The sequence below is a fragment of the Alkalihalophilus pseudofirmus OF4 genome (assembly GCF_000005825.2).
In the GTDB taxonomy this organism is placed as follows: domain Bacteria; phylum Bacillota; class Bacilli; order Bacillales; family Bacillaceae_D; genus Alkalihalophilus; species Alkalihalophilus pseudofirmus.
Map to the genome: position 1 here is coordinate 243,796 of NC_013792.1, position 16,097 is coordinate 259,892.

Sequence of the window (16,097 nt, forward strand, 5' to 3'; positions counted from 1 at the left end):
TAAGTAAAGGAGATTATTATTGAGAAAAATTACAATATTATTAGCTTTATTATTGCTATTTGGATGTAGTGAAAAAACTGCAGAACAACAAGGTGAAGGAATTTCAATTGAAATGGGTGATGTCAATAATATACAGTATTTAGGCATAAACGTATATGTGGATGGGTTGTTTTTTAACAATGAGTATGTATTTAAGGATGAGGGAGAGAGTTCTTTCAAAACGGGTGAAATTATTTGGTTTGAAGGTCCAATTATTCAAGATCGTTTACAGGAAGTTGAAGTGATTTACAGTAGGAATAAAGATGGGAGCGACTCTGCAACAACTAATAAGATTGATATAACAGATGTAAAGGAATGGGCGAATACAAAATTAAATAGTGAGCTAGAATTGGAGTTATTAAAATATGATTAACAAATTATTTGAACAAGAGCACCAAATTGTTCAAAAGACGCCAAGTGGTGCTGCAAAAATAAAATAGCACTTGTCATTTTTATTTCCTTTTTACTCCTATGAAAAAAGGAAATAAAAAACCCCTCTGAGAGGGGTATCAAGGGGAAAAGAGGGAAGTAATACCTCATATAATTATAGTAACAATTTGTGTAAATGGAATTCAACCTAAAGTAATATTAATATACTAATTAGACTTGGGTTGTTTTGCAACTTATAATAAAGACAAGTTGGTAAGCATCATATGAATTCCCCCTGTTGCGATATTACACCATGAAGCCCTCACAAGTTGTGGGGGTTTTCTTGTAATAAAAAAATCCAGCCATTAATGTCGTTCCATTGTTAACTAACTAGTACACAGAGGTAGGTCAACATTCAATTTGTTGGCTTTTATAAATAAATACTTTACAGCTTAAAACAACAAATTCTTTACACCAATAATGAGCAGCATGTCTACCCGAATTCACTTGTGAATTCGGGTAGACTCTTTCAAATGCTTCATTTGAAAATTTATTAGGCTAATGCCTTCTATAATTGCCATGTTGTTCAGTCATTCAACTCAACTTTCCATGTTATCTAGTTATCATATGCTGAAAATGACATTTTCAGAGGGTTAATATATAGTATCTCTCGGGAACCTATGATAACTTTACAGCACTTAAGTTCAAAGGATAAGATAAATTAACGACAATATATAGGACTTGTTGGTAACCACGAGAGGACATTAATTTATACATTGTTGATCAATTTTTTTAATAGCTTATTATTTTCTCTTTCTATAAATCCCACTTGGAAATGGCGAAATAAACAAGCTGATGATAGGATAGAGTCGTTGAAATTTTATTTGGAGGAAAACGTATGAATGGCAAAGAGGCAATGAAAAGGTTAAAGATCAGTCGTACGAAACTATATTTCTATATACAAAATGGAGAATTAATACCGGAAAATCCTCATACTTTCCGAATGGAAGGAGAGTACCGTATTCCTGATGAACAAGTCGAAGCCTTGTATGAAAAGTTATATCCTGGAGGAATTACAACTAAGGAAGCCGCTGCGTATATAGGATGTAAACCTGCGGTCATTTATCAAGCTATTAAAAATCAAAAACTAACCACACATAAAGCAGAAGGTAACTACTACATAGAAGAAGACGAGAAGCTAGAAATGTTTAAGGAGACCTACCGCCAGAAGTTAGGTGTAGAGAAAAAAACGTCTCATTACAACAAGCAAAACAGAACGTACTTATTTCAATCTTATGTCCATCGATTGAATGGTGAATTGGCTCGGATCATGAGTATCAAAGGTGATGAAGGGTATGCGTTAGATGCCTACGGTGAGAGGATATCTGTTACTCAACTTTTACTCAATTATTATCCTTGTTCACCTTATCATTTAGGAAAAAGCACCACAAGGAAGGGGAAGGTTACCTTTAGATTTGTAAAGCCAACCCATATCCGGTCATTAACTTACACTTTTATCGAAACCCTTGTAGTAATTGTAGGTTTAAAGCAGGTACGTATTGAGGAGATAGGAACTGAAATTGAGGTAACATGTAAACCATTTATTTTCAGGCAAGGAGAAGAGAACCATGATCTTGCTGAGCTCGCTAAAAGGAGTTTGGTAAGCGGTAAGGTAGTTCAGCAAAACAATGAATTTGCTTTCTTTTCAACAGATAAAGAGATCTCTCTATCTATTGATGAAGATCAGTATGAGGCATTAAGAATTAAAGCTGCCACGTGGGGAATGACTGTGGAAGAATATATTGTTAGAAATCTAAATCTGATTGAGAGATAAGCTTGTAAGGCTTAACAGAAGGCGATATAATGAAATTACCCATTAATTTCAACATGACAACCAAATATTTTGTTTACAATCGGAAGCACCGATAAGGAGACAGCTGTCTCTTTATCGGTGCTTTTTTTTGGAAGGGGGAGGAAGTACATTAAGTATGTGTTATTTACTCTACTTACAGCCGTAGTAACTATATTAATGGCCATTGTAGCTGTTCAAGGTTTCGATCAAAAGATTCAACTAGTTGTTTGGATGGATGGTAAGGGAATTGCCGTAGAAACAAAGCCGAAAACAGTTGGTGAGCTTTTTAATGAGAGTGACTGGATCATTGGGCCACACGATCAGTTATCTGTTCCATTAGATCATATGCTAAGGCAGGGTGATGAAATCATCTGGAATCAAGCAAGGCAGGTAATGTTACTTACAAGAGATGGAAAAGAGAATAAGTGGACAAGTGCAGCCACTGTTGAAGGAGCTATAAGGGAATGGCAACTACCTTCTCCAGGACTTTATGATGTTTTATCTCCTAACGGTGATATTCCTATCAGGGAAGGAATGACCATCACTTACCATCAATCGTTTAACGTTTCTATTCACGTGGATGGTAAGAAACTAACTAAAGAAACAGCCCCTACAACTGTACAAGAAGTTATTGACGGCCTCGGTATTACCTTAAAGGATCGAGACTATACAGTACCTACTCTTACAGCGGAAGTCCTTAATGAAAGAGACATAGTGGTTCACCGCGTAGCAGAAGGGCATGAATTAGAGCAGGAAGTGATCCCTTACATGACAATAGAAGAAGAGGACCCCAATGTACTACTAGGTAAAAGAGAGTTGAAAATAAAAGGGGTAGAGGGAATCAAAGTTAGAGAATATGAGTTATTAAAGCAAGACGGAGCTGTAGTCGACCGGCAATTTAAAACGGAAAAGGTGTTGCAAGAGGTCGTTGATGAAATTTATTTGATTGGGACAAAAGAACCAGAACCAGATCTAGAACCAGAACCAAATCTAGTAGAAGAACCAAATCTAGTAGAAGAAAGTGCACTGGCTACGTACCTTCCTTCTCAAGCGGCTGAGACTACTAGTGAACATCAAGCAAAAAAGACATTAAGCATTATGTCTACGGCCTATACAAGAGATTGTGAAGGGTGCATTGGCATTACCAAAATGGGCATCGATCTCAACAAAAATCCTGATCAAAAAGTGATTGCGGTAGATCCAGACGTCATCCCATTGGGAACAAAAGTGTATGTAGAAGGATATGGGGAAGCTATTGCTGCTGATACTGGAGGAGCCATAAAAGGAATGTTAATTGATGTTTATATGCAATCCCATGAGGAGGCAATACGTTGGGGAAGAAGGCCTGTTCAACTAACAATACTGGAGTGATGGTAAACGTATAGGTGAAATATATTTTTTGTGAAATATAAGAACTTAGCTTACTTACTATGGGTAAACCCTTAAGGTATATAGATAATTTTTTTGTTTTACTGAAAAATAAGTGAATTACTATAAAAAGTGAAAAAAACTCACGAAATTCTTTGCTTATATAAATATAGTAATATTGAAAGGTGTATTTAAAATTTTCCATTTGTGGTAAGATGTCAAATGTGAAAATTATACAGAAAGAGTAGGTAAAGATATGAAAATTAAAGCTATTATATTTTTAGTGACTATTTTTTTGTGTTTATCTGTTAATGGTGTCCTGGCAGAAACTCATAACGAAGTAGCTGAAGGGATTACAATTTCAGATACAACGGTTGAAGAAATTGTAGAAAAAGCAGTAGAAGAAGGTATTAAAATAGGAGTAATTGGTGAGTGGAATAAATCACTTGATAAGGCTCATAATGCTATATATACTGAATATCATGAACAGTCAGGACGTGAAAACATTGCATACAGGAGCACCACATTATCAGAATATGCCTCAGTGATAATTTCTAAAGATCACATGCCATTAGTAACTAAGGAGTTTATAAAAGATTTATTAAACAAAGGTTCTATAGTATATTTTGAGAGAGAGGCTATAAGCCCTCAAGAATTAGCAGATCTTTTAGATTATGAAATTTTTATTGAAGACGAGTTTATTGAAGAAGAAAGTACAGCTACTGAAGAACTTGTTTATGTTACAAGAGATGAACTAGGGAATTTAAGCTTTGGAGTTAATCTACTTGATAAAGAATCTGGTTACAAGTATCTTTTAGATAGTATAATTTATGATAGTTATACAGAAAGTCCCAAGAAATCTGACACTTCATTTTCTACTATGAGCGCTTCAAACATAGCATTGGGAGCACACTGGTATAGAACTTATGGTCCTTTGAATTATCGAAGCAGCTCGGGAAATGGTATTTTAAATGAAAGAAAAGAAGGTTATGCCTTAGATACTCGCTTCGATCAAGATAGTACTAATGATTATGCAGCTATACACTCTCGTTTAGAATTAGTACCTCAAGGTAGTACTAGTTATGCTTACACAGCCAAGTTTTTTTCAGACGGGAATAGGGCTCCCACACAGTCAGGGAGAAGAGTACACGAGTACGGCCCCCACCCACAGCCATCTGGGAGTACTAGAACTATTAATCTAGGGCTTAGACCAAGGGGATTAGAATTGAATGTTACATACCAGACCCCTTTAAATGATTTAACTATTAGAGGAAATTCAGATACTGGAAAGAATTGGGTTGAGATAATTTACGATTATCGAAATAGCGCTTATGCAAGAGGTACCACTGTTCAAAACCCTTTTGTGGTCTATCGTACTTGGCAAGGACAAAGTGTTAATCAGATTACAATCCAAAATACTAAAACTGCATTATTTGTAGCAGGTGTAACTAGAACTACCACAGAATTAGCTCATAACACTCCAATTCCTTTAAAGCGCCAATAATTTTCACTTTTTTAAAGGTTTAAATCAATAAAACTCTCCGAAGTCTATAAAATTGATCTTCAGAGAGTTTTATTCTTCTTCAACATTTTAACCTAATATTTATGGTTGTTAAAGTTAAGTTTTTGATAATATCTACTATAATACAGAGTTAAATAAAGAATATATCTTGGAGGAAAAGGTTAATGAATTCAAAATACTTAATTTCGGTTGTTTTATTTATATGTATTATTATGACAGGGTGTGGTACGTCAAATGATAACACGAGTTTAGAGGAATCATCTTTTGATTCTAAGTCATCTTCTGATAATAACTTATCTTATGATGAAACCATAGAAAAAATAATAAGTGAAGAATACAAAATTAGCTTTTTGGGAGATTTTAATAAATTAACTCCGCCCCATCGGTTTGAAAACATGGTCGAGAATGTTGAAGATTTAGGACATATTAATTCGAATGAATATATTGCTAGTATTATAATGGCTGATCAATTTTCTAACGTGGAAAGTACCGAGGTTTTAAATTTAATAGAAAGTGGAGTCCCTGTTTTTATAGACAGATCTGCTATTACTATTGAAGAATTAATCAAGTGGATAGAAGGGAAAGATGTTCCAGATGAAATGGGTGAAAGTAGATCTGATGAAGAATTGGTTTACGTACTTAAGGATAAAGAGGGAGAAATTAGTTATGGGGTTTTAGTACCTTCTAAAGAAGATTCTGATTGGTTATCCTTATTATATAAGGAAATTTTATATGTTAGTTATACTGAGTCCCTTTAAGTTTTTTGGCAATAATGAACTAGTTTAGGAGCAGTCCCCCCTCCTTTAAACACTTAACCAAAATTATAAAACACAGAAGGTGCGCAAAATTAATAAATGCGCACTTTCTGTGTTTTTTTTTATACCGCAAGGCTGTTAAATGAAATACTAAGTAAAATAGGCTGCGATCTAAACATTAATCCTATCCAAGAGTACTGTTGGTCAGTCGTTAGAAAGTCAAGTTGAGCATATGCTTTAAGATGTTCAAAGAAAAAGAGTGGGTGGGGGAACCGATCGGTCGAGAGACATTGTAATGTAATATGCCAAGTAAAACTTTTATGTGTACATACAAGATATCTATGAAAGTAGATGACAAGCAATCACACGTTAAGCCCCAAAAAACGGCAAATTAAAGGCGCTAAATAAGCGTCTTTTTTCATACACAGGAGAGTGGTGAAAGGAATAAAAGTCTTATTCTTGGGGAGGAAGCTCTTATTGAAAAGAGGACCGTTATCATCAGCATACGTATTATCATTCTATAGTACAAAACAACTTGCTTCTTCGGATGGACTGCATAGGCAATTGGGTGAAGTGCCAGAATATGATCTAGAATTTCATAGAATAGTGCAGCACAGGCGCGTAACAGAATTTGTGTACTGGCTCAAGTTCAGAAACTACACATATGGCTAATTTGGCGTTTTTCAAATGGGGGAAATCTTTGGAGATGATGTATTAGCGAAAGCAATTTCAGGTTGGCTTAACCATCATATGACCTCTATTAATAATGGAGGAAAAGGCCGGTATTAAACCGGCGCTAGATTGTTGGTTGGAAAGAGGGAATTTAAAATGCTGTTCGATTATAATAAAAAACTACTCGCCCGTACATATTTAGTACATTTATTTTCATCAGTATCATATACATAAAAGTTATTGATTTGAAACGTTTTCTTCATTAGGTCTTCATGATGAATGAGTATCAGCTTATTATTGTGTAAAGATGAAAAAGTAATCAAATTACTTAGAGTATCATCCACTTGATCACTATTGATATTTTCAATTTTAAAACTATTGAAAGATTTTGATTGGAGGTTAGCTGAGTTTGGCTTCAACAATGAAACTAAAACAGTTGCTATAAATACTATAAAAACTGTATCAATAGTAAATATCGTTGGAGGGTTTTTAATAAAAAATTCAGATGCAAATGTCACTCCTAATGATGAAATACTGATAAGGCTCACTGCAAGAAAGGGAACTGCAAAAAAGGGATGTTGCAGCTTTTTTTGGAAAACTACGAACCATTTCAATGTAATATTTATTTTCAGGTTTTTTACTATTGACATAATAAACCAATACAAGAGTAGTATTAACAAAGAATAAAACCCTATTAAATTTATTAGAAGATAGATGTGAGTTTCTCGTATCCATGAGTTATGAATTGTAAGACCATAAAAAACCAAAATGAAAAAAACAAGGAGGAAACTACCTATTATTCTTGTGCAAATATAAATTAACCGTTTGTTACTGTTGAAAAAAATTCTTTCTATTTCATTCGACGCTAATAGCTTAATAATTAGCGGCAGTAAACCTATTAACGGGGTGAAAATAAAAAGGAAAAAATTCGACTCCATCAAACCATCTAAAAATAATACTAAATGTTCCATGTTTAGTTTTAATCCTCCAATGTCCATTAGTTATATCGAACTAATACTAATTATAACCATATAAGATTAAGAAACCAAGAGTGTACCATGAGATATTTACGTACTACACAACACAGTAGGGGCGAACAGATCCATAGCAACTATGACGCACATGAGTTTTCTCCCCTTATTCTTTCGCTCTGGCCCTTCCCTTGCCACCAAGCGCAGCGCGCGCAAAGATCCCACCCCCTTACGTATTCAGACCATTTGTACGTTTAAAGAATATACTTACGTAGAAAAGATATAAATACGTAGAAAATAAAATAAGTAACAAGGGAAAACAAGAGGGAGGAGGGATGAATTCAGCCTATCTCTCTATTGAGGAAACCTCTTCTGTGTTGTACAGTAAATATATAAATCCCTACCAAGAGGTAGTAAACTAGCATAGTCGTTTTTCCACTAAAAAAAGAAGCTGTACCTGGATAAGAGAGTGCAGTTACAGCTTCTTTTACTAATTTAAAGTAGATTATGTTACTCATGTTTCCTTATAAACAAATATGAGTTAAGAAACGAACAAGACTACTAGCAGTATCCTCTTTATAAATGAAGATTACTAGTCTAATGAATTTCATATTAGAAATAAATCCCATTCTCATTCTCATGCCCCCTTCCTTTCTTAAGAAGAAAAAAGGAAGAAGTTATGTATTTCGGTAAGAATCAAGCAAGCAGACTGGAAAACTCTAAGAATAGGGGTGCTTTATGAAACAAAAACTATCTCTTAAGCAATGTTTACAATGGGCCATTTTAAAGATATTAAAAGAGCAACCGTTAACAGTAGACGAATGTTATCGGTTGCTTGAAAAGCAGCTCCCACCTCCGCCACAACCAGGAAGTCCGAACCGCAAATATTCTATTTATAAATTGCGAACCTATTTAAAGGATTTAGAGGAAGAAGGCGAGATCATTTCAGCAAATGATTCAGAACTCCTTAGCTACTCTATAACAAAGAAAGGGTATGAAAGGGAGAAAGCTCGAGGCAAAGAGTTACTAGAGCGTGTAACGGTTGTACATCATGCTTTGAATGTCATTTTAGAGAGTCTCCTTGATTTACACCCAGTAGCACCTAAAATAGTGCCAAATGAAGATCGTGAGTTTGTTCGGTCCCTATTATCGGTTAAAGATATTATCAGAGTGTATATCCTCCGTTACCTTACCAATAATAAACAAGCTGCCCTTTCTGACCTCCAAAGAGATATGATTAGCGAATGGGGATGGACGTGCAGTAAGACCTATTTTTTACTAGTGGGTCGTAATGAAATGACAGAAGGACTCGATGAAGATAATGAACCTCTAGAAAACCCAACGATCTTACTTAAAAGCACTTATACAGGACAAGCGTCACGCAAGCATAAAAGGGAATACTCCATCTTAGATAAAAATTTAGTTGCGGAATGGTCTGAAATATACTTAGAGAGTGCTATAAATAGCCTTAGGGAAGCCATAACCTTCAACGAAACTCTTTTGGCTTTACTAGAAAAAAATTAATCATTTAAGCGGAATGTTCTACAAAAGATCTTATCGTAGGTCCAGAAAGGAGCAATCAAAATGGAAAAACAAGAAATTCTTGAGGTAATCGAAGGCTTACGGGATGGAAGCATAGAATCGTACCATGTTGCTAAAGAAGATTTTATGACCCTCAGAGCGGAGCTCATTAAATGTGAAGATTTTCAATCATTTAGAGGGAATGCACAAGTTGGTGGTGCTGTTATTTTCACTTATGAACCTGGTTGGACTAAATAGGAAGGAGGTAGCAACACACTTGTTTGTTTTACAAGTGATTTAATTGTTTTTAATTGATTATCAATGATTTCTTGTTTTATTGTTTTCTGACGGAGAAACCCTTACTAATACTAGTACTCTAACAATTTATTATCACACATAGAGGAGTCAACTATCACACATAGGGGAGTGGATTAACCAGAATATAGGCAGAAGCCGCCTTTAAAATTTCAATCCCTTACTAAAGCCGCCCTCCACTATTCCGTGAAGGGCGGCTAAAATTATAATTATTTGCAATTTCATCTCAATATTGGAAAGCCTTTGACTTTAGATAACGGGTTCGGTTGACGAGGAGAAAAGTGCAAATAACTATGTCAATAATATGCTAATCAGCATATATATTAACAACTAATTTCTGAGCGGTTTTATGATGTGTAATGACTTTTCTACTTCAACTAACGCATCCGTTAGTTGAATAAGAAAATGAAGCTTTTATCACAGCTTCATTTCACCTTTAATTAGTTCACCTTATGGACTCTGCAATTTGAATGAAAGAATCCAAATCAATATTGTCTGGATTCGAACCAAAATGATATCCTAATTTATTTCCTGTAAATGCCAGAGAGTGAAAGTACTTGTGTTGCTGTCTATAATAAGCCTTTTCTCCACTCTTCAGTGTATATACTTTATCGCTTGCATTAATAAACAAATCTAAGTCTATCTCAGGCATTACATAAAAAACAAAATCAAGAGTTGGATATTTATCAATTTTTCCTGGTCTCATAAAATGCAATTTCAAACGTCCTTCTTCATCAATGTTTCCGAACCGATGCGATGGTTCAAATGGTAACTTTTTTGGGAGGTTTACTTTTCCCCCATATTTTTCTTCAAATTCAACAATCGCTTTCTCTGCGGGAATATAGTCATTACCTTTTATAAATTCTTCAAGTTGTCTTTCTTCATGAGATTTTCCGTGGGCTTCATTCGAATTAATAACAATAGTAAAACTTAAAATAAGCATAATTATCACAAAACTAAACTTGTAAAATCTCATAAAAATCCCTCCATTTATACATTAGATTTAATATGTGCAATTTAACCTAATATATCCAATGGGAGAATGAACAGTATTGTACTAAACTGCCCCGATAGTTTAAGAACAATACTTCACAAACTACTTCTATAATGTTAACATATATTTCCATCCACCTTCAAATACAGTTCCGACTAGCAGCAGTTTTAACACTGATTTAACAACACCAAAAAATCTATGTGGTGTTGTTAAAATGGATGCGTATTAATCTGCTAGTTAGTATGTTAAAATTGTTAATTCATTGATACTACAATAAAAAAGAGGGCACCAATTCATATGCATATGAATGGTGTCCTCAATTAGGTTTTTATTTAATGATTTCTCCCCAGTAACCGAACCCGTTATACTTTAGACAGTGTTTTTCTAAATATTAGCAACTTTATTTTGCCTTTATAAAAGAAAAAACTATGGCTTAATTTTCAGTGCTCCTTTATAATCAAAGTATATTTTATTTATTTAAGTCAATTTTGTAATCTCCATGCGGAGCATTACTTTTTATTTTTAAACACTCCTTAGAGTGATCGTATGTCTTTTTGTGGCCATAAAGCCCTAAGACCCACACGATGATTCTAAGGAGTGTTTTTTTTATGCTTTTTTAGACTAATTGGGAGGGAGGGAAATACATGTTTGATCTAGCAAATATGAACCTTTGGATCATAGGCGCTTTAATACTCATAGCTTTATATATTTTAAGAGTATTTAGTCGTCTAGTAATAAAGCTAATTTCTGTGGTTTTTGCAATCCTATGGGTTGTTCGAATCGCAATTACTCTTTAAGGAGGATATTATGAAACCCATTTATTTAATTTTTGGTGATGAACCATTTTTAATTGAGGATAATCGATTCAGAATTACTCACGAAGCAGTGGGCGAGGTGGATGAGTTTAATTCGTCTTCTTTCGATATGGAAGAAGACGAATTAACAAAAGCAATCGGGGACGCTCAAACACTTTCATTTATGGGAGGTCATCGAATAGTAACTCTAAAAAATTGCACCTTTCTCACTGGTAACAAGACTAAGCTAGAACAAGATCTAGATGCTTTAATTCGCTACGTTGAGGAGCCTAATGATATGGCCACTCTTGTTTTGACCCTTCATGCAGATAAACTTGATGCTAGAAAAAAGATCTCTAAAATACTTAAAAAATCGGAGAATGTTGAAATCATCACCTGCCAATCTCTTCCGCCTCATAAGCTCAAGCAGTGGATACAAGCAGAAGCGGAGTCTCAAGCAGCAGGAATTGATCCAATAGCAGTTGAGTCCCTTATTAAGTTGCTAGGATCCGATTTAACGGCTCTTAAGCAAGAGATCCAAAAGATTTCTTTATACAATGAAGGAGCGATTATAAGCGAAGAACATATCAGCCAACTAGTCACTAGTAACATTGAAGAGTCCATTTTTGTCTTAATTGATAAAATCATTAAGAAAGACAAACAGCAAGCTATTGAGCTACTAAGTGATATGTTGAAGAAGAAAGAAGAGCCAATAAAGATCATTGCGCTTCTTGTACGTCAAATTCGCCTTATCTTACTTGTAGGAGAGCTTTCAAGCAGGGGAAAATCAATAAACCAAATAGCGAAAGAGTTGAATATGCATTCCTACCCTGTTCAACTTGCAGCTGAAAACACTCAATACTACGACCCTAAGTCCTTGCAGAAACACCTTGTTGATCTTATTTATATAGACCATCAAATAAAAAGAGGACAGACTTCTAAAACAATCGCACTTGAGCAGTTTATTGCAGTGATATAAACACACCAACCCATTTAAAAGGAGAATACAAATGAAACTTACCGTAATGAAAGAGGAACTATTAAAAGGAATCGATGCAGTCAGTAAGGCAATTAAAGGATCACAACAAGAATTAGTTTATAAATCCATTAAAATTGAAGCAACCGAGAAAGGAATCTTGCTTACAGGTTCAAATGGTGTCTTTACCATTGTTCGTATGATTCCACTAGAATTTAAAGGCTCTGAAATAGCTACACTCGTTAATGAAGGCACAGTCTTGGTGAACGGGAAGATCCTACTTGAAGCTGTGAAGAAAATGCCTAAAGAAGACATTAAAATAGAACAAGAAGGTGCTGTTTTAAAATTTAAGAGCGGAAAATTCCAAGTGAAATTAAATATACTTACTGAGGATTACCCAGCACCACCAGAAGTAGATGGTGCATCTTTTACTTTAGAGCAATCTCTTTTAAAGCAGGTCCTCGATCAAAGTGTATATGCTTGTTCCACTAGTGAAGGGCGACCAATCTTAAACGGAGTCAAGCTCTCGATAGACCAAGGAATTATGAACTTAATGGCAACAAATAGTTACATTATGTCCTCGTTACAAAAGGATTTAAAAAACGAGGAGCTATTTTTACCTAACATTGTCATACCAGCCTCTCCTCTTAATGAGCTACAGTCCTTACTGGCTACTACAGAAGGCACTAAATGTACTCTAAATTGCTCAGAAAAACACCTATTAATTAACATCAGTCACAACCTAACTTTGGTGTATATTCGATTACTTGAAGGGCAGTATCCCGTAGATCGTCAGTTTATACCTAAGAATCACCCTATTAAGGTAAAATCCAAACGTAGTGATCTGTTTTCTTCTCTAGAGCGTGTGTCATCTTTAGGTAGTGAACACGTTGAGATGAAAATTAGTGGTAAAACTGTTCATTTCTATGCTGCGCAAGATCAGGTAGGCGATTTACAAGATGAATTAACGGATGTTACAATAGAAGGTGGAGAAACAGAGGTTGCATTTAAGCCTCAAAATGTACTGACTGCACTTAAACACCAAAAGTATGAGAAAGAAGACATTATACTTGAAATTAAAGATGGGCTTTCACCCTTCTTAATAACACTGGGTAATGAAAATACTCAGCTCTTTTCACCCCTGCGGGTTAAATAAATACTTAATTACGATCGGAGGCACCGGTTCCATATTGGACTGGTGTCTTTTTTTATGAAAAATATTAGAAAGAAGGAATAGTCATGAGAAAACATTATATCAATCATTTCCAGCATCTCACACCAAAGGAAACAGAGGACCAAATAGTATATCAAAAGAAAATTATAAGAGAAGAATACATTCTAGACATCAAACCCGCCAGTGCTAAAAAGGAGTATAGACCCTATGTACGCGATCCTCGCTGAAAAGCCTAGTGCTGCTAAAGCATATGCCCAGGCGTTAAATGGAAAAAGACAAGGGAGGATCTATGTAGCCCCTCCGTCCTCTTTACTACCTGAAGGAGCATTAATCTGCGCTGCTGTAGGGCATATATTAGAATTTCTTGAACCGGGTGAGTTGAATGAGAAATATAAGTCCTATTCATTAGATAGTTTGCCGATAATCATAGACCTGTTTCAATACAAGGTAGTTTCTGATAAAAAAGAGGTCTTACAAAGGATAAAAGACACCATCTTTGATAAGCGTGTGAAAACCATCATTTTAGCAACAGATGCTGCGGCTGAAGGCGAGTACATAGGAAGAAATATTCTCTATCGCCTTCAATGTAAGAAAACAATAAAAAGACTTTGGACTTCTAGTATGACAGCAACTTCTATTCAAAAAGCTTTCAGCCAATTGAAAGCAGATGCTGAAACATTACCACTATATTATCAGGCAAAGGCCAGAGCTGAGTCTGATTATATGATTGGACTGACCCTATCTAGAGCCTATGGCATCCTTTTAAAGGAGCAAGGAATTGTCCCTCATAACACAACGATCAGCTTAGGGAGGGTGCAAACGCCTTTATTAGCAGAGATCGTTAAAAGAGAGCGGTTAATTGAACAATTTACAGCAGAAAATTTTTGGACAGTAAAAGCAACCTTTAATAATCAAGGGAATGTTTATGAAGGGGAATGGTTCCACGAAAAGGAAAACCGAATTTTTAAAGAAGAACAAGCTGAGCAATTATGCGAGTTAGTTCGTAATCAGTCAAGTACGATTATGGAAATGAAAGAAGAAATGCGAACGTATCAGCCCCCCTTATTATATTGATTATCTACTTTACAAATGGACGCTGGTAATGCTTTTGGCTTTAAACCTGCAGAAACATTAAAATATGCTCAATCCCTTTACGATAAAGGATATTTGAGCTACCCTCGTACACAAGATGAGCGCATAACTGAAAGTGATGCTCGTGAATTAGAAAATAATATACAATTTCTAAGCGGTCATGATACATTTGGTGCACTATTTCCTCTCCCTGTAAGCACTCTTATGAACAATAAACGTTATATAGGGGAAGTAACCGATCACCACGCTCTTCTTATTACAGATAAAATTCCTAAAGATAAGGATCTATCAGAGGATGAAAAGTCTATCTATCATTTAGTTGTAAAACGAATCCTTGCAGCTCATTATCCTGATGTCGCTATGTCCCATAAAGAAATAATAACAAAGGTGATGGACCGCTTTACATTTAGAAGTAAAGGGAAAGAATTGCTTTCCAAAGGTTGGCACCATATTATTCCTCCTACAAATGAAAATGATATCATGTTACCTACACTTTTAAAGGGAAGCGAAGGTGTTGTTACAGACACTCTCACTACTAAGTCTAAGACTAAGCCACCAAATCGCTACACCTCTTCGAGTCTAATTGGATTTATGAAGAATGCTGCACAGGCCATAGAAGATGAAGATAGGAAATCGATTAGCAACTTACCTTTGGGTACTGAGGCAACTCGAGCGGGGTTAATCACCTTGTTAGAATCGAGAAAATATATTGAATGGAAGAAAAATAAAGTTTATCCAACCTTGCTAGGTATAACGGTCGTTGATTCTATTAAAAGGGGATCAGTAATTAAAAGCCCCATTCTAACTGCTAAATGGGACGTGAAACTTAATGAAATTGGCGCTTCCCTTTATAATCACAAAGATTTTATTGCTCATTCGAAAAAGCTAAGCTCGGTATTGTTTGAAGAGGTAAAAACCTATTCCTCTACATGGAATCAGAACGGTGTTGAACGTATTAAGAGCGAAAGTATTGGAGCCTGTCTTCTGTGTGGCAGTAATGTGGTATTGAGAAAAGGAAAACATGGTGAATTTTACGGATGTTCTAATTATAAGGATTCAGGTTGTACATTTAACTTACCATTCAAAGTGTTAAATAAAAAGTTATCAAAAAAGCAACTTATGGAACTTCTTAAGAATGAAAAAACAGATATAATAAAAGGGTTCAAGTGGAAGGATAAAACGTTTAATGCACCTCTTGTCTGGAATAGAGAGGATCAAAAAGTCCAATTTGGTAAATAAACGAAATTTTATAGTGAATTTGTTCTATAATTTATTATAGTATATACTTTATTTATCAATTTTTACTAGGAGGTCCTACTATGATTGACTTTTCTAAATACCCTACGACATTAAATCTAATTAACCAAGTAGAGGACTTAAAAGATCAACCTGAAAAAATAAAATGGTTACATTTATCTAAAGAGGAAATCGCGACAGCCATTGCAAAACAATATATTTTATCTGAGTGTCTTCGGTCAACTCATCTTACATTTAGAAGAAAAGCTAATCACTGGAACAAGGCAGTGCATGAAAATGAATCTTCAAAAGTACATTCATTCGCTAGAACTGAAGCGATGGATCAATTACAACTTTCCTATGAGGATGTTGTTCGTTTATTTCCCGAAAGTGAACTTGGCGGGAAAAAGCACATAAACTAGCGGAAACAAGGGGGGAAAGTTTATC

13 protein-coding genes and 1 pseudogene are annotated in these 16,097 nt (G+C 35.1%); 12 read left to right on the forward strand and 2 right to left on the reverse strand.

The genetic code is table 11. The features are described 5' to 3' along the window. Positions 1-19: 19 nt before the first annotated feature. The 5 genes from BPOF4_RS20335 to BPOF4_RS20355 all read left to right on the forward strand — a co-directional run bounded on the left by BPOF4_RS20335 (position 20) and on the right by BPOF4_RS20355 (position 5,908). Entirely contained in the window at positions 20-412 is a 393-nt protein-coding gene (locus BPOF4_RS20335) for a hypothetical protein (RefSeq protein WP_012961145.1), read from the forward strand. 894 nt (positions 413-1,306) lie between these two features. Continuing rightward, positions 1,307-2,242: a helix-turn-helix domain-containing protein gene (locus tag BPOF4_RS20340; RefSeq protein ID WP_012961146.1), complete on the forward strand. Its 936-nt coding sequence runs from the start codon at positions 1,307-1,309 to the stop codon at positions 2,240-2,242. Positions 2,243-2,398: 156 nt separating this feature from the next. Further along, positions 2,399-3,631 carry a 3D domain-containing protein gene (locus BPOF4_RS21405; protein WP_012961147.1) on the forward strand — a complete coding sequence of 411 codons (1,233 nt, stop codon included), beginning with the start codon at positions 2,399-2,401 and terminating at the stop codon, positions 3,629-3,631. Between the two features lie 253 nt (positions 3,632-3,884). Further along, a complete protein-coding gene (locus BPOF4_RS20350) occupies positions 3,885-5,132 on the forward strand; it encodes a hypothetical protein (protein WP_012961148.1) in 1,248 nt (415 codons plus the stop codon). A gap of 182 nt (positions 5,133-5,314) precedes the next feature. Beyond that, on the forward strand, positions 5,315-5,908 hold the full coding sequence (locus tag BPOF4_RS20355) for a hypothetical protein (protein ID WP_012961149.1): 594 nt from the start codon (positions 5,315-5,317) through the stop codon (positions 5,906-5,908). An 836-nt stretch (positions 5,909-6,744) separates the two neighbouring features. Here BPOF4_RS20355 and BPOF4_RS22340 read toward each other — a convergent pair. Then, positions 6,745-7,227 (reverse strand): hypothetical protein, encoded by a 483-nt coding sequence (locus BPOF4_RS22340; protein WP_158305594.1) that lies wholly within the window; start codon positions 7,225-7,227, stop codon positions 6,745-6,747. A 1,059-nt stretch (positions 7,228-8,286) separates the two neighbouring features. On the opposite strand from BPOF4_RS22340, the gene BPOF4_RS20365 reads away from it, so the two are divergent. Together BPOF4_RS20365 and BPOF4_RS20370 are read left to right on the forward strand one after the other, a co-directional pair. Continuing rightward, positions 8,287-9,072 carry a hypothetical protein gene (locus BPOF4_RS20365; protein ID WP_012961153.1) on the forward strand — a complete coding sequence of 262 codons (786 nt, stop codon included), beginning with the start codon at positions 8,287-8,289 and terminating at the stop codon, positions 9,070-9,072. Between the two features lie 60 nt (positions 9,073-9,132). Further along, complete coding sequence (locus BPOF4_RS20370; RefSeq protein WP_012961154.1) at positions 9,133-9,327, forward strand: hypothetical protein; 195 nt, start codon at positions 9,133-9,135, stop codon at positions 9,325-9,327. A gap of 502 nt (positions 9,328-9,829) precedes the next feature. Here BPOF4_RS20370 and BPOF4_RS20375 read toward each other — a convergent pair. After that, positions 9,830-10,360, reverse strand: coding sequence for a hypothetical protein (locus tag BPOF4_RS20375; protein WP_012961155.1), 531 nt, complete (start codon positions 10,358-10,360; stop codon positions 9,830-9,832). An 825-nt stretch (positions 10,361-11,185) separates the two neighbouring features. Between BPOF4_RS20375 and holA the strand changes: the two genes are divergently transcribed. The 5 genes and pseudogenes from holA to BPOF4_RS20400 all read left to right on the forward strand — a co-directional run bounded on the left by holA (position 11,186) and on the right by BPOF4_RS20400 (position 16,072). Further along, positions 11,186-12,151, forward strand: a complete 966-nt coding sequence (gene holA, locus BPOF4_RS20380) for a DNA polymerase III subunit delta (protein ID WP_012961157.1) — start codon at positions 11,186-11,188, stop codon at positions 12,149-12,151. Positions 12,152-12,182: 31 nt separating this feature from the next. Then, positions 12,183-13,304, forward strand: coding sequence for a DNA polymerase III subunit beta (dnaN, locus tag BPOF4_RS20385; RefSeq protein WP_012961158.1), 1,122 nt, complete (start codon positions 12,183-12,185; stop codon positions 13,302-13,304). Between the two features lie 225 nt (positions 13,305-13,529). After that, a pseudogene (locus BPOF4_RS22725) lies at positions 13,530-15,272 on the forward strand (DNA topoisomerase); the annotation flags it as partial. 141 nt (positions 15,273-15,413) lie between these two features. After that, on the forward strand, positions 15,414-15,653 hold the full coding sequence (locus BPOF4_RS22845) for a topoisomerase C-terminal repeat-containing protein (protein WP_274378538.1): 240 nt from the start codon (positions 15,414-15,416) through the stop codon (positions 15,651-15,653). Positions 15,654-15,733: 80 nt separating this feature from the next. Next, complete coding sequence (locus BPOF4_RS20400) at positions 15,734-16,072, forward strand: hypothetical protein (protein ID WP_012961162.1); 339 nt, start codon at positions 15,734-15,736, stop codon at positions 16,070-16,072. Positions 16,073-16,097 lie beyond the last annotated feature (25 nt).